Below are 17,122 nucleotides of genomic sequence, written 5' to 3'. Positions count from 1 at the left end.
CTGGAACAATCCAATAGTTTTTTGAGAACATCCCGTTCCCCGACATGACTGCAATGCGTCATGGGGTCGCAGAACGACGTAATTAGTCTAATTTTCACAAGCGCAATTCATCATGTAGTATGCCGCAGCGCGCACTACATAACGTTGGATCGATGTCTGCCACCGGCACACTCGCAACCCTGAAAAGCCCTGTCAGCAAGGCCTCCAAGCCGTTGATCGGACCGAACCCAGCCGCCCGAAAGGGCATGTACTGGCGGACGGGTTTGTGGTTTAAATGGCCTGAGGCTTCATTGTCAAAATTGAAGAGCTGAAAAGCGAAATAGCTGAGCAGAGTGAGGCAAGCAATGACTGAACACGTTCAAGTCGGTGGCCTGCAGGTCGCCAAAGTCCTGTTCGACTTCGTGAACAACGAAGCCATTCCCGGTACCGGCCTCACCGCCGATAAGTTCTGGGCCGGTGCCGACAAGGTCATTCATGACCTGGCCCCGAAGAACAAAGCCCTACTCGCCAAACGCGATGATTTCCAGGCTCGTATCGATGGCTGGCACCAATCCCGTGCCGGTCAGGCGCACGACGCCGTGGCCTATAAAGCCTTCTTGCAAGACATCGGTTATCTGCTGCCAGAAGCGGCCGATTTCCAGGCAACGACGCAAAACGTCGATGACGAAATCGCCCGCATGGCCGGCCCACAGCTCGTGGTCCCGGTCATGAATGCCCGTTTCGCGCTCAACGCCTCGAACGCCCGTTGGGGTTCGCTGTACGACGCGCTCTACGGCACCGACGCCATCAGCGAAGCTGACGGCGCGGAAAAAGGCAAAGGCTACAACAAGGTTCGCGGCGACAAGGTGATTGCCTTCGCCCGCGCCTTCCTCGACGAAGCCGCGCCATTGGCTGCCGGCTCCCACGTCGATTCCACCGGCTACAAAATCGTTGACGGCAAACTGGTGGTCGCTCTTAAAGGCGGCAGCAACACCGGCCTGCGCAACGACGCACAGCTGATCGGCTTCCACGGCGACGCCAGTGCGCCGACCGCGATCCTGCTGAAGCACAACGGCCTGCACTTTGAAATCCAGATCGATGCCAACACCCCGGTCGGCCAGACCGACGCTGCCGGCGTCAAAGACATCCTGATGGAAGCCGCACTGACCACCATCATGGACTGCGAAGACTCCGTCGCCGCCGTCGATGCCGATGACAAAGTGGTGATCTACCGCAACTGGCTTGGCCTGATGAAGGGCGACCTGTCGGAAGAAGTCTCCAAGGGCGGTCAGACGTTTACCCGCACCATGAACGCCGACCGCACCTACACCGGTGTCGATGGCAAGGAACTGAGCCTGCACGGCCGTTCGCTGCTGTTCGTGCGTAACGTCGGTCACCTGATGACCATCGACGCCATCGTCGACAAAGACGGCAACGAAGTGCCGGAAGGCATTCTCGACGGTCTGGTGACCAGCCTTGCAGCGATCCACAGCCTCAATGGCAACAGCTCGCGCAAGAACAGCCGCACCGGTTCGGTCTACATCGTGAAGCCGAAAATGCACGGCCCGGAAGAAGCCGCGTTCACCAACGAGCTGTTCGGTCGCATCGAAGACGTACTCGGTCTGCCGCGCAACACGCTGAAAGTCGGGATCATGGACGAGGAGCGTCGCACCACGGTCAACCTCAAAGCCTGCATCAAAGCGGCCAGCGAACGCGTAGTGTTCATCAACACCGGTTTCCTCGACCGTACGGGCGATGAAATCCACACCTCCATGGAGGCCGGCCCGATGGTGCGCAAGGCCGACATGAAGGCCGAGAAGTGGATCGGTGCCTACGAGAACTGGAACGTCGATATCGGTTTGAGCACTGGCCTGCAAGGTCGCGCGCAGATCGGTAAAGGCATGTGGGCGATGCCCGACCTGATGGCGGCGATGCTCGAACAGAAAATCGCCCACCCGCTGGCCGGCGCGAACACGGCCTGGGTTCCATCGCCGACCGCAGCAGCGCTGCACGCGTTGCACTACCACAAGGTCGACGTGTTCGCCCGTCAGGCCGAACTGGCCAAACGTGCGCGTGCTTCGGTGGACGACATCCTGACCATTCCGTTGGCGGTGAACCCGCAATGGACCGTAGAACAGATCAAGAACGAACTGGACAACAACAGCCAGGGCATTCTCGGTTATGTGGTGCGCTGGATCGACCAGGGCGTGGGTTGCTCGAAAGTGCCAGACATCAACGACGTCGGCCTGATGGAAGACCGTGCAACGCTGCGTATTTCCAGCCAGCACATCGCCAACTGGCTGCGCCACGGCATCGTTACCGAAGCGCAAGTGATGGAAAGCCTCAAGCGCATGGCGCCAGTGGTTGACCGTCAGAACGCCAATGACGCGCTGTACCGTCCGCTGGCCCCGAATTTCGACAGCAACATCGCCTTCCAGGCGGCGGTCGAACTGGTGGTCGAAGGCACCAAACAGCCGAACGGCTACACCGAGCCGGTTCTGCACCGTCGTCGTCGCGAGTTCAAGGCTGCCAATGGCCTGTAACTAGTCGCTGACGCCGGACAAAAAAAGGCCCTGATCGAAAGATCAGGGCCTTTTTATTTGGAATGCGATTCCCTGTGGGAGTGTGTGATTCAGAGAGGATTAATTAAGGCTCGATTCCCAGTTCACGCTTGACCAGCCCCAACAACAACTCGGTGTCGATAGGCTTGAGCAGGAAATCCACCACACTCAAATGCATCGCCGCGATGGCGTCTTTCACGTCAGCGTCGCCGGAAACAATGATGATGGGCAAGGCCGCTCGAACCGACTCACGCACCTGACGGATAAGGTCAAGACCATCGACATTGGCCATGCGCAAGTCGGTGATCACCAGACCGATTGAAGGCTTTTTCACTTCCTCTTCCGCAACCAGCAACTTGAGTGCGGTTTCACCACTGGCAGCGGTGATGCAGCGAATACCGTCCAGTCCAAGAATCTGCGACAACAACTCGCGTGCATCTTTATCGTCGTCGACGATCAGCACTCGCTGCGGCGGCAAATCGGGTTCGAGCATGACGGCACTCAGCGCCTCGCGCTCGGCATCACTCAAAATATCTTGGTCGGGCATGGCGTTCTCTACAGTTTCAATTCAATCCCCTAGCTCAATCGTCAGACACCGCTAGCAGACCATCAATGTGCACTTCGTCGGAAAGTTTTTCTATAGCCAATGTAGGAGGTTTTTCCCACGTTTGCGTCAGACATTTCCTAACTTCCGACACCTGCAAGGCCTACCTAGACTTACGTCCAATGGGCACTCTGCACGCAGGGGCGGACGATGGCAGAGTCATCCGACAACAACGATTCAAAAAAGACTGCGGTAATAGTTATGAGTAAAGCGGACGCCTTCACACAGGCAGGGAAAACCGCGGTGTTGCAGAACATCCAGGGCACGTTGCAATTCCTTCAGCGTTTCCCGCCCTTCAATCAGATGGAACACGCTCACCTGGCGTACCTGGTTGAACAATGTCAGCTGCGTTTTTATGCCCCCGGCGACAGCATCATCAAGCCCGCCGATGGCCCGGTTGAGCATTTCTACATCGTCAAACAGGGGCGTGTCGTTGGCGAGCGCCCGCACACGGCCAAGGGTGGCACCGAAACCACGTTCGAAATCACCACCGGCGAGTGCTTCCCCCTCGCCGCGCTGCTGGGTGAACGTGCGACCCGCACCGAACACCTCGCCGCCGAAGACACCTTTTGCCTTCAGCTGAACAAACTGGCGTTCATCAAGCTGTTCGCGCTTTCCAGCACCTTTCGCGACTTTGCCCTGCGCGGCGTCAGCAGCCTGCTGGATCAGGTCAACCAGCAAGTGCAGCAAAAAGCCGTGGAAACCCTCGGTACGCAGTACTCGCTGAACACGCGCCTGGGCGAATTGGCCATGCGCCACCCGGTGACCTGCAGCCCGGCGACGCCGCTGCGTGAAGCGGTGACGCTGATGCACGAGCAACAGGTCGGCAGCATCGTCGTGGTCGATGAACACAAAGCCCCGCTGGGGATCTTCACCCTGCGCGACCTGCGCCATGTAGTGGCGGCTGGCACCAACGATTTCAACGAAGCCATCGACCGGCACATGACCCAGGCGCCGTTTTTCCTGTCGCCGGACCACAGCGCTTTCGACGCGGCCATCGCCATGACCGAGCGGCACATCGCTCACGTCTGCCTGGTGAAAGATCAGCGCCTGTGCGGCGTAGTCTCGGAACGCGACCTGTTTTCCCTGCAACGGGTGGATCTGGTGCACCTGGCGCGGACGATTCGCAGCGCCCAGCGCATCGAAAACCTGGTGCTGATGCGTGGCGAGATCGGCCAACTGGTCGAGCGCATGCTGGCTCACGGCGCCTCGTCGACACAGATCACCCACATTATTACGCTGCTCAACGACCACACCGTGTGCCGGGTGATCGAACTGACCCTCGCCGATAAAGGCGACCCAGGTGTGCCATTCAGTTGGTTGTGCTTCGGCAGCGAAGGCCGTCGTGAGCAAACGCTCCACACCGACCAGGACAACGGCATTCTGTTCGAGGCCCGAGACACCGCGCATGCTGCCGAGATTCGCGGCAAGTTGTTGCCGATTGCCCAGCAGATCAACCAGAGCCTGGCGCTCTGCGGCTTCACGTTGTGCAAGGGCAACATCATGGCCGGCAACCCGGAGTTGTGCTTGTCGCGGGCCGAATGGGCGCGACGGTTTGCGGCGTTTATCCGCGAAGCAACGCCGGAGAACCTGCTGGGTTCGAGCATTTATTTCGACCTGCGTGTGGTCTGGGGTGACGAGCAAGGGTGCGAGCAACTGCGTCGCGGGATCCTCGATCAGGTTGGGGATAACCGGCTGTTCCAGCGCATGTTGGCCGAGAACGCCTTGCGCAATCGTCCGCCCGTGGGGCGTTTCCGTGAGTTCGTGCTGGCGCGCAAGAACGGTGAAAAAGCCACGCTGGACCTCAAGGTGCAGGGACTGACGCCGTTCGTCGATGGCGCACGATTGCTGGCATTGGCCCACGGGATCGAGACCAACAATACCTTGGAGCGTTTTCGCCAACTCGTGGCCAAGGAAATCATTCAGCCGCTGGACGGTGCCGCCTATGAAGAGGCGTACCACTTCATTCAGCAAACCCGCATGCAGCAGCATCAACTGCAAACGCGGGAGAACTTGCCCTACTCCAACCGGGTCGATCCGGACAGCCTCAATCATCTGGACCGACGGATCCTGCGTGAATCCCTGCGCCAGGCGCAACGCCTGCAAAGCAGCCTGACCCTGCGGTATCAGCTATGAGCCTGTTTTCATGGCTGCGTCCGGCCACCCCGCTGCTGACGGAAGAGTTGCAGCAACGACTCAAGCGCTTGCCGGCGGTGGCCGAGCTGGGTGAATGCAGCCTGCGTGAACAGCGCTGGGTGGTGCTCGACCTGGAAACCACCGGGCTCAACCTGAACAAGGATCGGGTGTTGTCCATTGGTGCCGTGGTGATCGAGGACGGCGCCATCGACTTCAGCCAGCAGTTCGAACGCACGTTGCAATGCGCCGACCTGAAGCTCGCACCCAGCGTGCTGATTCATGGCCTCGGCCCCAGCGCCATTGCGGCCGGCAGCGACCCGGCGCAAGCCTTGCTCGACTTCATGGAGTTCCTCGGCGACAGCCCGGTGTTGGCGTTTCATGCACCGTTCGATCAGCACATGCTGGGCCGCGCATTGAAAGACCACTTGGGCTACAAGTTGACGAATCCGTTTCTGGACGTGGCAGACATCGCCCCGCTGCTGTGCCCTCAGGCGCATATTCGCGAGGCCGGGCTGGATGAGTGGATCGACTGGTTCAAACTGGAGGTGTTCGAGCGACATAACGCCAGTGCCGATGCGTTGGCGACGGCTGAGTTGGCGCTGATCCTGTTTAGCCGGGCGCGGCAGCAGCAGATTCATAGTCCGTTGAATTTGCAGCAGCGGTTGAGTCAGTGGAAAAGGCGGCAGCATGCGCCGTCCTTCTAACTATGCAGTGACTGTTCTGGCCCCATCGCGGGCAAGCCACGCTCCCACAAGGTGACCAAGTACCCCTGTGGGAGCGTGGCTTGCCCGCGATGAACGATAACGCGGTCCAACTGATTGCATACCGCCACACTCCACCCGACCAGCGCCAATTGCTTACCTTCCCCGCCTCTGCCACAATCGCGAACAATTCTCGTTAGTTAACACTTCCCAATCGGTGATGCTGCGTGTCGTCAATCCAAAGCCCCCACAGTGAGCTCGTTGGTGCGTTATATCGCGACCACCGCGGTTGGCTATTGGCCTGGCTGCGACGCAACGTGGCGTGCCCGCAACGTGCCGAAGACCTGAGCCAGGACACCTTTGTGCGGTTGCTGGGCCGCGATGAGCTGAAAGAACCTCGCGAGCCGCGGGCGTTTCTGGTGGCGATTGCCAAGGGCCTGCTGTTCGACTACTTCCGCCGCGCCGCGCTGGAACAGGCCTACCTCACCGAACTGATGCTGATCCCCGAAGGCGAACAACCGTCGGTCGAGGAGCAGCAGTTGATCCTCGAAGACCTCAAAGCCATCGACCGTTTGCTGGGTCAGCTGTCGAGCAAGGCTCGCGCCGCGTTTCTCTATAACCGCCTCGACGGCCTCACCCATGCCGAAATCGCCGAACGACTGGGCGTCTCGGTGCCGCGTGTCCGGCAATACCTGGCCCAGGGGATTCGTCAGTGCTACATCGCCTTGTACGGTGAACCGGTATGAGCCCGGTCAGTTCCAAACCGGTGTCGGCCAAGGTGCTGGATGCGGCGATTGCCTGGCAATTGTCCCTCGACTCTGGCAGCCCGGTGGAGCGCGAAGCGTTCAGCCAGTGGCACGCAGCCCACGAGGAACATGCCCGCGCCTGGCGCCAGTTGGGCATGCTCGACCAGCGTTTCAGCGTCGCCAACGGCCCGGCTCGTACCGCGTTGCTGCAATCGCGTGAAAGTATTCGCCGTCGTGTGCGCAAACTGGGCAGCGGCGCGGCCAGTGTTATCGCGGTGATCGGGCTGGCGTTGTTTGCCGGTGAGCGTTATCTGCCGGTCGACTACTGGCTGGCCGACCAGCGCACTGCCACCGGTGAGCAGCGCACCCTGCGCCTGGCGGACGGCACGCGGCTCAACCTCAACACCCACAGCGCCGTGGACATCCGTTTTGATGAGAAGCAGCGGCGGATCATCGTTCAGGAAGGCGAAATCCTCGTCGAGACCGGTCACGGCGATGCCCGCCCGTTTATCGTCGAAACCCGCGAAGGCAGCATGCGCGCACTCGGCACGTTGTTCCTGGTCAAGCGCGAGGAAGAAGGCACGCGCCTGAGCGTGTTGAAGTCCGCCGTCGCCGCGCATCCGCAGGCGAGTCCTGAAGAACAGATTCTGCAAGAAGGCCAGCAAGTGCTGATGCGCAGCAACGGCCTGGGGCCGATTGTTGCCGTGAATGCCGGCGCCGATGCGTGGACGCGCGGCATGCTGGTGGTCGATAACGCCCGCCTGGAAGACCTGGTGCATGAACTCGGCCGGTATCGGCGCGGGCACTTGGGTGTTGCACCCGAGATTGCCAACCTGCGGATCACCGGCAGCTTCCCGCTGCATGACACCGACAAAGCCTTGAGTGCCCTGCTGCCGACCCTGCCGGTGCAGATCGAACAGCACGCGCCGTGGTGGGTGACAGTGGCGAAGGCTGATGCCAAACCTTGAGTCCAATACAAAACCCTGTGGCGAGGGGGCTTGCCCCCGTTGGGTCGCGAAGCGGCCCCGAGCTTTCTTGGCAAACCGCATTCGCTGAGTCTACGACTGCTCCGCAGCCGAACGGGACGGTGCGGCGATCCGACAAGCCCCCTCGCCACAATACTGTCTTCAAATCAGCATCCAATTACTGAATCGAAATTATTTTCATCCAGCCCTATCACTTTTCAATTCTCGTCCGGCACCTAAGCAATTGAGAAATGTTTCCATTCAGGAGCCGCCGTATGTCCCGTTCGCTGAACACCTTGTTGCGCCCCAGTCTGCTGGCAATCGCCATTGCCCTTTGCGCCCCTCTGGCCAGCACTCAGCTGATCGCCGCTGAACAGGCCTCCAGCGTTCACGCCTACAACCTGCCGGCTGCGCCATTGGCCAGCACCCTGAATCAGATTGCCAGCCAGGCCGGTCTGGCGCTGTCGCTGAATCCATCCCTGGCCGCAGGCAAGACCTCGGCACCGGTGAAGGGTCAGTTCGACGCGGCCGCCGCCCTGCGTGAAGCCTTGCGCGGCACCGGTCTGCAACTGGAACAGAGCAGCGCTGGCACCTACAGCCTGGTGGCCATTCCCGAGGGCACACTGGCCCTGCCGGAAACTGCCGTCATCGGTGTGGAAAACACCGAAAGCGCCTGGGGCCCGGTCGATGGCTACCTCGCCAAACGCACCGCCGCCGGCACCAAGACCGACACCGCGCTGGTCGAAGCACCGCGCTCTATTTCCGTCGTTACCCGCGAGCAAATGGACGACCGCAACGTCCAGAACCTCGATGACGCCGTACGCTACATGCCCGGCACCACCGCCAGCAGCTACGGCAGCGACACCCGCGCCGACTGGTTGCGCGTGCGTGGTTTCGAACCGACCCAGTTCCTCGACGGCCTGCCACTGCCCAAAGGCGTGTACGCCAACCCGAAACAGGAAACCTGGAACCTCGATCGCCTCGCCGTGCTGCGCGGCCCGGCATCCTCGGTATACGGCCAGACCCCGCCCGGCGGCCTGCTCGACATGGTCAGCCGCCGCCCAAGTGCTGTGGATAGTAGCGAGATCGAGGTGCAATACGGCAGCGACAACCAGCGCCAGATCAACTTCGCCAGCACCGGCAAGATCGATGACGAAGGCGAGTTTCTCTACGGCTTGAGCGGCGTGGTGCGCGACAGCGACACGCAGATCGACCACGTCGAGAACAAGCGCTACAACATCGCGCCGAGCCTGACCTGGAACATCGACGAAGACACCCGGTTCACCTTGCTCACCCAGTTCACCCGTGACGATACCGGCATCACCAGCCAGTTCCTGCCGGTGCAAGGCACCAAAATCGACATGCCGTTCGGCGATATTTCCCACCACAAGAACCTCGGTGACCCGGACTGGGAATACTACGATCGCACCTACTACGCGCTGGGCTATGCGTTTGAACATCGCCTGAACGACGTCTGGCAATTCCGGCAGAACCTGCGTTACACCAAGTCGGACCTGTCGTTCCAGGCTATCACCGTCGGTTCGTATCCGTTCTTCCAGGTGGATGATGCGGGCAACGTTGACCGCACCACCACCAGCGTTGACGAAGACATCAGCCAGTTCGCCGTGGACAACAACTTCCAGGCCGACTTCGCGACCGGTGAAGTGAATCACACCGTGCTGCTGGGTCTGGACCACCAGCGCAGCAACACCAACTACACCTCGATCTTCGGCAGCGCGCCGCCGATCAACGTCAACAACCCGATCCATGGCTTGCCGATCGAGCGTCCGGCGCGTTCCACCGCGTTCTACGATTACGACCAGAAGACCTACCAGACCGGCCTGTATGTGCAGGATCAAATAGCCCTCGACCAATGGCGCCTGACCCTCGGCGGCCGTGAAGACTGGGTGCACACCGGCACCAAGTTCTTCAACAAGGGCGATGCCACCAACACCGAGCGCGACAAGAATTTCAGCGGCAACGCAGCGATCAGCTACGTGTTCGACTCGGGCTTCGTGCCGTACCTGTCGTACGCCGAATCCTTCCAGCCGACCACCGGTGCGGCGGCTTCGTCCACCGAATCGTTCAAACCCACCGAAGGCAAGCAGTGGGAACTGGGCATCAAGTACCAGCCGCCCGGCAGCGACACCCTGCTGACCGCTGCGATCTACGACCTGACCCAGAAAAACGTCTCGGTCACCACCACCGTCGGCGCCACGCCGATCACCAGCCAGACCGGTGAAGTCAAAGTCAAAGGCCTGGAACTGGAAGCGGTTTCCGACGTGACCGAAAACCTCAAGCTCATCGCCGCGTACACCCTGGCCAAATCCGAAGTGCAGGATGGCGACTTCAAGGGCAATCGCCTGCAACTGATGCCTAACCAACAGGCCTCGCTGTGGACGGACTACACCTGGCACAACGGCGTGCTGGACGGTTTCGGCGTAGGCGCCGGCGTTCGCTACACCGGCAACACCTACGGCGACCAGGCCAACACCGAACTGGGCAAGGCCGATGCCTACACCCTGTTCGACGCCGCCGTTCATTACGACCTCGGCCGCCTGGACAACACCCTGAAAGGTGCGTCCCTGGCCCTGAACGCCACTAACTTGTTCAACAAGGACTACATCTCCACGTGCGACAGTTTCTACTGCTACTACGGCGACCAGCGCAGCGTCGTCGCCAGTGCAACCTACAAGTGGTAATCGTCTGACCTGACATGCCCCAACACCAGGCCGTCCTCTTCAGGGCGGCTTTGGTATTTCTGAAGGCCTGGAAATGAAAAGTAAAACAATTCGCCGCTGGTCCTTCGTCCACACTTGGACCAGCCTGATCTGCACGGTCTTCCTGCTGATGCTGGCACTGACCGGATTGCCGTTGATCTTCCACCACGAGATCGACCATCTGCTGGGCGATGCCGCCGAGTTGAAGTCGATGCCGGCGGACACGCCGAGGCTGGATTTGCAGCAGTTGGTGCGGGCGGCTGAAAAGCACCGCCCCGGTGAGGTCATGCAATATTTCGGTTTTGAAGACGACGAGCCCAACGGCGCCGTTACGATCATGGCGGCCACCGCCGCCACCGAGCCGAACTCCTCCCACACTTTCATGCTCGACGCCCGCACTGGCGAAGCCGTGGAAATGCCCTCGGCCAATGGCGGCTTCATGATGATCATGCTGCGCCTGCACGTGGACATGTTTGCCGGTCTGCCGGGCAAGTTGCTGCTGGCGTTCATGGGGCTGATGTTTGTGGCTGCGATCATTTCCGGGACCGTGCTGTACTTGCCCTTCATGCGTCGCTTGAAATTCGCCACCGTGCGCCAGGACAAATCCGCCCGCCTGCGCTGGCTGGATCTGCACAACCTGATCGGCGTGATCACGCTGACCTGGGCGCTGGTTGTCGGTGTGACCGGCGTGATCAGCGCCTGCGCCGACCTGCTGATTGCTGCCTGGCGCAATGACAGCCTGACCGCGATGGTCGCGCCGTACCGCGACGCGCCGCCGCTGACGCACCTCGCACCGGCGAGCCGTTTGCTCGACATCGCCGAAGAAGTGGCGCCAGACATGACGCCTGACTTCATCGCCTTTCCCGGCACGCGTTTTTCCAGCGAACACCATTACGCGGTGTTCATGAAAGGCAGCACCCACCTGACGTCGCACTTGCTGACACCGGTGCTGATCGACGCCAGCACCCTGCAAGTCACCGCCGTGGCTGAACGGCCGTGGTACATGGACGCCATGGGCATGTCGCAGCCCCTGCACTTTGGCGATTACGGCGGTATGCCGATGAAGATCCTGTGGGCGACCCTCGATGTGCTGACCATCATCGTGCTCGGCAGCGGGATTTACCTGTGGGTGGTGCGGCGCAAAGCGGCAAAACCCGTGCTCGAACCTGCCGAGGCTCAAGCATGAAGCGCAGGCAATCGAACTTCTGGAAGGTCTTCGGCACGCCCGTGTTTATCGCCTTGCTCAGCGCTGCCGGATTGTTCGCCGCACTGCTGGGTGACGGCGTGTGGGACGCCCTGAGCTGGCTCGGCCTGGGCGTGCCCGCGTTCTTCGCCCTGCGTGGCCTGCTGCAACGCCACTGAACTGTGTAGGAGCGAGCTTGAGCTATCGGGTCAACGCGCTATGCTGCCCGACACTGCCACCGACCGAGACGTCGCCATGTCCGCCCCCAGCATGACCCTGTACCACAACTCGTTATCGCCCTTCGTTCGTAAAGTCATGGTGCTGCTGCACGAGACCGGTCAGACCGGCCGCGTGGCGCTGCAGGACTGTGTACTCACACCGGTGAACCCGGACCTGTCACTCAACGAAGACAACCCGCTGGGCAAAATCCCCGCCCTGCGCCTGGCCGACGGCACCGTCATCCATGACAGCCGGGTGATCCTCGATTACCTCGATCACCAGCACGTCGGCAACCCGCTGATTCCGCGCGAAGGCTCGGCTCGCTGGCGGCGCCTGACCCTGGCCTCCGTGGCCGACGGGATCATGGACGCGTCGGTGTTGGTTCGTTACGAGTTGGTCCTGCGCGACCCGCAGAAGCATTGGGACGAGTACCTGGATGCGCAGCGCGACAAGATTCGTCGCGGCTTGGCGTTGCTGGAAAAAGACGCGATTGCCGAGCTGACCAGCCATTTCGATGTCGCAGCGATCAGCGTTGCCTGTGCCCTGGGCTACATCGACTTGCGCCATCCGGATCTGGAATGGCGCGAGGCGAATCCGCAGTTGGCGGCATGGTATTTCGAGGTGAGTCAGCGGCCTTCGATGTTGGCGACGATGCCTAAGGTTTAGATTGGCGTCGGCTGTACCGGCCCCTTCGCGAGCAGGCTCGCTCCCACAGTTTGATCGTTGGTGTACACAGCATTTGAGTCCACCGAAGATCCCCTGTGGGAGCGAGCCTGCTCGCGAATGGACCACACCCGATCTAATGGAAACAGCTCAAAAACCAGCGTCGCCAATACCTCCCCTTCCCGCTGATCCTCCCGCAACCCCAACGACCGGCTCATTCCACCGCCCCCAGATCAAACACCATCGGCTTCGCACTCTTCTGCCCGATCCCATACCAGTCCAGCTTACGGGTCAACACCATGAACACCCCAAGCAAACCGAACAGCAACAACGAGCCCATCAACAGCGCGTAATCCTCGGCACTCAGCAAGCCATAGAGCAAGCCGTACAACGCCGCCAACCCCGCCGAAAAACTCAAGCCATGCCGCACGCTGCGCAGCACATGGCAGACATAGAAACCGATCAACAGCACACAGCCCGCCGACGACAACAGATACGCCAGGGCAAAGCCGATGTGTTCGGACAGCGACAGCAGCAACAGATAAAAGAACGCCAAGGCCACGCCGACCAACGCGTATTGCACCGGGTGCACCGCCAGGCTTTTCAGCACTTCGAACAGGAAGAACCCTGCGAAGGTCAGGACGATGAACAGCAACGCATATTTGATCGCCCGATCACTCTTCAGATACTGATCCACCGGATCGATAAAGCTCACGCCAAAGCTGCGTCCGTTGTACGCCTCGCAACCACCGCCGGATACACAACTGCTCAGCGCTTCCTGCAGGTTGGTGGAGAAGAACGAGGTCTGCCAGTTGGCCGTAAAACCTTGATCGGTGACTTCACGCTGGGCCGGCAGGTAGTTGCCGATGAAGCTCGGATGCGGCCAGTTCGCGCTCAGCGAGACTTTGCTGGTCTTGCCCACCGGCAGAATCTGCAACTGCCCGGTGCCCTGCAAACGCAGGTCAAAACCGAAGGCCAGTTCCGTGACTTGTTTGGTGTCCAGCGCCGGCAGTGTCACGTGTACGCCCTCCCCCAGCCAACCCACCTGACTGCCCGGAACGAAGTCCAGCGTCTGGCCGTTCAGGTCCAGTTTCAACGCATTTTCGATGCCGCGAATGTCACTGATGCCCACCGCCAGAAACGGCTGGTCGAACTGGTAATCCGCGAAATCTTCCTTGATGCCCCATTGCGCAGGCACCGAGAAATGCCCGCTGATGTGGTTTTCAGCGTGGAACAGGCGCGCCTCGTAAATGCCTCGTGAGCGCAGTTCGGTCTGGATCTGGCCATCGAGCTCGAAACGCTCTGGCAGGAAGTACAAACGACCGCGCTCTTCACCGATGTCCTGGTAGCGCTGGTTGGTTTTCTCGTTGAGCTTCCAGGTGCGCACCACTTTTCGATACGGCACCACCATCAGCGGGCCGCTCAGTTGCTGGCTGTAACTGGAACTGCGGGCGATGTCTTCGAGTACACCGTCACGCAGTTGCTGGCGGTCCTGGATGATGCCGTTGATCATCAGCAATGGAATGAGCAATAGCAGAATCAAAAGGGCTATTGCCCCGAGTTTCAAGGTCAGGCTGCGGTTCATGGGACTCTCCCTGTTTGGATGGGGAGAGTCTGGAAGCGCTGTGTGGGGGATTTATGGGGGGATTATGGAGATTGTGTGGAGACTGGACCGGCACCTTCGCGAGCAAGCCCGCTCCCACATTAGATCTCCAGTGAATTCAAAATTTGCAGGCGGCGCTGATCAAATGTGGGAGCGGGCTTGCTCGCGAATGCCGCGACTAGGCCCTAAGCCAGGCGCAATCTCACTTCAACACCGCCCTCAAAATTGCCAATGCTGAATGTCCCGCCATGCAACTCGACCACTTCTTCGACAAAATTAAGCCCCAACCCGGTACTTTTCCGCCCGCTATCGGGACGCGGGAGCGAGTAAAACCGCTCGCTGAGACGCGGCAACGCATAGTCAGGAATCGCCTCCGCCTGGTTAAACAGCCTGAACTCAATCTGCTCCCCAATACGCTCGGCGCTGAAACGCAGCACACCCTGAACCGGGGTGAAATCCAGCGCATTCTCCAACAAATTCCCCAGTGCCTGACGCAACAGAAACGGCTCACCGGTTAGCGTCAGGTCCGCTGAAATCCGTTGCTCAACGCGCAATTGCTTGCCCTCGATCCGCGCAGCCTGAGCCTTCAACAATTCATCCACCAACCCGGCCAACGGCACCGCCACCCGCTCCTCCAGACCTTGGCGTTGTTCCACCTGCGCCAGGTTCAGCAGCCGCTCGATCAACTGCTGCATGCGCACGCTTTCGCTGTCGATATTGCTGACGAACCGCTGCTGCTGCGCCAACGGCATCTCGCCCTGCAGCAACTCCGCCGCCCCGCGAATCGCCGCCAACGGGCTCTTCAACTCATGGGTCAGCGTGTGCACATAACGCTCGACGTAAGCCTTGCCTTCGAGCTGCGTGCGCATCTGCTCCACCGCTGTCGCCAGTTGCTCCAGTTCGCCGCCACGGTAATGCGGCACCTCGACCCGTCGCCCGTCACTCACCGCTTGCGCATAAGCGGTCAACCGTCGCAGCGCCGCGCTCAACCACCACGACAACAGCGCACCGAACAACAGACCGAGGCCGATCAGCCCGGCGCCATAGGCCAGCAATCGTCGTTCGGTGCGATCGACGTAAGGCTGCAACGAGCTGTTGGGCTTGGCCACGGTGACCACGCCGATGATCTGGCCGTTGTCGCGGATCGGCGCGCCGACGTGCATCACCGAAGAGTTGGCATCGTTTGGATCGCTGCGCGTGGAGCGCGCACCGTATTCGCCGCGCAGGGTCAGGTAGACGTCGTTCCAGCGCGAGTAATCCTGCCCCACCGCCGCGCCGCTGGAGTCCAGCACCACGATGCCTTTGGCGTCGGTGACGTAGATGCGGTGATTGACCTGATTCTTCGGCAAGCCCCAGATGCTCGCCTTCGGTTGCCGCTCGCCGTAAGCCTTGAGCAACTCGGGCCAGCGATTCTGGTTGAGGGTGCCGGCCTTGAAGTCGTCGCGCAGGATTTCGGCCATCAGGTTGGCCGTGTCGACCAGGGTTTCTTCGGTGGACTGGCGCACACCGGGGCGGATTTCTTCCATCACGGTGTTGAGCACGAAGTAACCGGTCAGACCGATGAACAACACATAGACCAAGAAAATCCGGATCCCCAGCGGCATCAGCTGTGCCCCGGGCTGTAGCTGTAGCCGAGGCCGCGATGGGTCTGGATCGGCTCGGCATCCGCCCGCACCAGACGCAATTTGGCGCGCACACTCTTGATGTGGCTGTCGATGCTGCGCTCGTAACCGGCATCGGCGGCGATGCCCAGCGCATCAAGCAATTGCTCGCGGCTGAACACCCGCTCGGGTTGTTCCAGCAGGCATTGCAGCAGGCGGAATTCGTGACGGGTCAGGCTCAGCGATTGACCGCGATAGCTGATTTGCACTCGTTCGTTGTCGATCCGAAACAACGCCGATGCGGATTCAGCCACGGTCCTTGGTGCCATGCGTTTGAGAATGGCCCGGACCCGAGCGGCCACTTCCCGCGGACTGAACGGCTTGACCACGTAATCGTCGGCACCGATTTCCAGTCCCACCACACGATCGATTTCGGCATCGCGGGCACTGAGGAAGATCACCGGCACTTCGCTGAAACGGCGCAATTGCTTACAGGTCTCGAAGCCGCTGATGTCCGGCAAGCCAATGTCGAGAATGATCAAATCGGCCGGCGTGGCGCGCTGATGATCCAGCGCTGCCGCGCCCAGGCTCAGCCAGGTCGTGGTGAAGCCTTCACCCTGCAACGCGAAAACCAGGGTGTCGGCAATCGCCGCTTCGTCTTCGACAATCAAGATATGAGGCATGGCGTCCTGGCCCGGTTATGAAGTGGGCGAACGGTGCCCCAAGGCTCACGTCACGTCAATGAGACCACTTGAATTCAGCAGTCGGGTTTGTCGGCAGTAAAACGGCGTGCCGGGTTCACCGCCGCGCCGAATTCACGCAAGGCCTTGGCGCCGATCAACAAAGGGTAGTTGAAGCTGCTGCGGTCGGTCAGGTTGACCTCGACGGTGCGCTTGACGTTGCCCAGGCACAGTTCCAGATCGACCACCGGACGCTTGGTGGGCTCGACCGCTTCCTTGTCATCGTCCTCTTCTTCGGAGCGGGTCTTGATCTTGCTGATCCGCGCGACCTTGTGTTCGTAGACCTTGTTGCTGGCGTCCTTGGTGGCAAGGCGGAAACGTACCCAGTCTTCGCCGTCGCGGGTGAAGGTTTCGATGTCCTTGGCCGACAGCGACGCGGTCAGGGCGCCGGTGTCCATCTTGGCCTTGAGCACTTCGCCGCCGATTTCCGGCAGCGCGATGTATTCGTAACGCCCGTACAGGGTCGGCTCGGCGGCCAGGACTGGCAGGGCCACCAGGGAAAGCAGTGCGAGGATCGATTTCACGTAATGGGCATCCTTTGGGAATTGGGGCGCAGTGGCCGAACTCTAGACCGCAAACAACAAAGATAGTTGGACTGTCATAGATACCTGTGGCGAGGGGGCTTGCCCCCGTCCGACGGCAAAGCAGTCGTAAACCGGTTCATTCAATCTACCTGATAGATCGCGACACATCCTTTTGGG

Annotated in this window: 14 protein-coding genes; 9 read left to right on the top strand and 5 right to left on the bottom strand. The window is 60.5% G+C overall.

Features of this window, described 5'->3' with window-relative positions; genetic code table 11:
• Positions 1-344 precede the first annotated feature (344 nt).
• Entirely contained in the window at positions 345-2,522 is a 2,178-nt protein-coding gene (locus BK660_RS09205) for a malate synthase G (RefSeq protein WP_123433053.1), read from the top strand.
• A gap of 103 nt (positions 2,523-2,625) precedes the next feature.
• On the opposite strand, the gene BK660_RS09200 is transcribed toward BK660_RS09205, so the two are convergent.
• A complete protein-coding gene (locus BK660_RS09200; RefSeq protein WP_123433052.1) occupies positions 2,626-3,087 on the bottom strand; it encodes a response regulator in 462 nt (153 codons plus the stop codon).
• Positions 3,088-3,345: 258 nt separating this feature from the next.
• Here BK660_RS09200 and BK660_RS09195 point away from each other — a divergent pair, with 258 nt between their 5' ends.
• The 8 genes from BK660_RS09195 to BK660_RS09160 all read left to right on the top strand — a co-directional run bounded on the left by BK660_RS09195 (position 3,346) and on the right by BK660_RS09160 (position 12,480).
• Positions 3,346-5,280: a putative nucleotidyltransferase substrate binding domain-containing protein gene (locus BK660_RS09195; RefSeq protein ID WP_123433051.1), complete on the top strand. Its 1,935-nt coding sequence runs from the start codon at positions 3,346-3,348 to the stop codon at positions 5,278-5,280.
• Positions 5,277-5,984, top strand: a complete 708-nt coding sequence (locus BK660_RS09190; protein ID WP_123433050.1) for a 3'-5' exonuclease — start codon at positions 5,277-5,279, stop codon at positions 5,982-5,984. The genes BK660_RS09195 and BK660_RS09190 overlap by 4 nt, the downstream gene beginning before the upstream one ends.
• 224 nt (positions 5,985-6,208) lie before the next feature.
• Positions 6,209-6,727: an RNA polymerase sigma factor gene (locus tag BK660_RS09185; protein WP_123433049.1), complete on the top strand. Its 519-nt coding sequence runs from the start codon at positions 6,209-6,211 to the stop codon at positions 6,725-6,727.
• Entirely contained in the window at positions 6,724-7,695 is a 972-nt protein-coding gene (locus tag BK660_RS09180) for a FecR domain-containing protein (protein ID WP_123433048.1), read from the top strand. Before BK660_RS09185 ends, BK660_RS09180 begins: the two co-directional genes overlap by 4 nt.
• Before the next feature lie 272 nt (positions 7,696-7,967).
• Positions 7,968-10,394 carry a TonB-dependent siderophore receptor gene (locus tag BK660_RS09175; protein ID WP_123433047.1) on the top strand — a complete coding sequence of 809 codons (2,427 nt, stop codon included), beginning with the start codon at positions 7,968-7,970 and terminating at the stop codon, positions 10,392-10,394.
• Positions 10,395-10,467: 73 nt separating this feature from the next.
• Positions 10,468-11,598: a PepSY-associated TM helix domain-containing protein gene (locus BK660_RS09170; protein ID WP_123433046.1), complete on the top strand. Its 1,131-nt coding sequence runs from the start codon at positions 10,468-10,470 to the stop codon at positions 11,596-11,598.
• Positions 11,595-11,774 carry a hypothetical protein gene (locus BK660_RS09165; protein WP_123433045.1) on the top strand — a complete coding sequence of 60 codons (180 nt, stop codon included), beginning with the start codon at positions 11,595-11,597 and terminating at the stop codon, positions 11,772-11,774. Before BK660_RS09170 ends, BK660_RS09165 begins: the two co-directional genes overlap by 4 nt.
• A gap of 76 nt (positions 11,775-11,850) precedes the next feature.
• A complete protein-coding gene (locus BK660_RS09160) occupies positions 11,851-12,480 on the top strand; it encodes a glutathione S-transferase family protein (protein ID WP_123433124.1) in 630 nt (209 codons plus the stop codon).
• A gap of 211 nt (positions 12,481-12,691) precedes the next feature.
• Here the strand turns inward: BK660_RS09160 and creD are convergent, their stop codons facing one another.
• The 4 genes from creD to rloA2 all read right to left on the bottom strand — a co-directional run bounded on the left by creD (position 12,692) and on the right by rloA2 (position 16,945).
• Complete coding sequence (creD, locus tag BK660_RS09150; protein ID WP_123433043.1) at positions 12,692-14,062, bottom strand: cell envelope integrity protein CreD; 1,371 nt, start codon at positions 14,060-14,062, stop codon at positions 12,692-12,694.
• Positions 14,063-14,265: 203 nt separating this feature from the next.
• Positions 14,266-15,684, bottom strand: a complete 1,419-nt coding sequence (creC, locus tag BK660_RS09140) for a two-component system sensor histidine kinase CreC (protein ID WP_123433042.1) — start codon at positions 15,682-15,684, stop codon at positions 14,266-14,268.
• On the bottom strand, positions 15,684-16,364 hold the full coding sequence (creB, locus tag BK660_RS09135; protein WP_123433041.1) for a two-component system response regulator CreB: 681 nt from the start codon (positions 16,362-16,364) through the stop codon (positions 15,684-15,686). Before creB ends, creC begins: the two co-directional genes overlap by 1 nt.
• Positions 16,365-16,438: 74 nt before the next feature.
• The gene (rloA2, locus tag BK660_RS09130; protein WP_123433040.1) at positions 16,439-16,945 is read right to left on the bottom strand and encodes a retropepsin-like aspartic peptidase RloA2; all 507 of its coding nucleotides are present in this window, start codon (positions 16,943-16,945) and stop codon (positions 16,439-16,441) included.
• Positions 16,946-17,122: the final 177 nt, after the last annotated feature.

Origin of the sequence: Pseudomonas brassicacearum, from assembly GCF_003732265.1 — a bacterium.
Lineage (GTDB): Bacteria > Pseudomonadota > Gammaproteobacteria > Pseudomonadales > Pseudomonadaceae > Aquipseudomonas > Aquipseudomonas brassicacearum_D.
Note: the sequence above shows the minus strand (reverse complement) of the source record. Positions and strands in the feature narration are given on the sequence as shown.

Coding starts and splice junctions, on each gene's coding strand:
- BK660_RS09205 (WP_123433053.1), top strand. CDS start 345: ATGACTGAACACGTTCAAGTCGGTGGCCTGCAGGTCGCCAAAGTCCTG.
- BK660_RS09200 (WP_123433052.1), bottom strand. CDS start 3,087: ATGCCCGACCAAGATATTTTGAGTGATGCCGAGCGCGAGGCGCTGAGT.
- BK660_RS09195 (WP_123433051.1), top strand. CDS start 3,346: ATGAGTAAAGCGGACGCCTTCACACAGGCAGGGAAAACCGCGGTGTTG.
- BK660_RS09190 (WP_123433050.1), top strand. CDS start 5,277: ATGAGCCTGTTTTCATGGCTGCGTCCGGCCACCCCGCTGCTGACGGAA.
- BK660_RS09180 (WP_123433048.1), top strand. CDS start 6,724: ATGAGCCCGGTCAGTTCCAAACCGGTGTCGGCCAAGGTGCTGGATGCG.
- BK660_RS09175 (WP_123433047.1), top strand. CDS start 7,968: ATGTCCCGTTCGCTGAACACCTTGTTGCGCCCCAGTCTGCTGGCAATC.
- BK660_RS09170 (WP_123433046.1), top strand. CDS start 10,468: ATGAAAAGTAAAACAATTCGCCGCTGGTCCTTCGTCCACACTTGGACC.
- BK660_RS09165 (WP_123433045.1), top strand. CDS start 11,595: ATGAAGCGCAGGCAATCGAACTTCTGGAAGGTCTTCGGCACGCCCGTG.
- BK660_RS09160 (WP_123433124.1), top strand. CDS start 11,851: ATGTCCGCCCCCAGCATGACCCTGTACCACAACTCGTTATCGCCCTTC.
- creD (WP_123433043.1), bottom strand. CDS start 14,062: ATGAACCGCAGCCTGACCTTGAAACTCGGGGCAATAGCCCTTTTGATT.
- creC (WP_123433042.1), bottom strand. CDS start 15,684: ATGCCGCTGGGGATCCGGATTTTCTTGGTCTATGTGTTGTTCATCGGT.
- creB (WP_123433041.1), bottom strand. CDS start 16,364: ATGCCTCATATCTTGATTGTCGAAGACGAAGCGGCGATTGCCGACACC.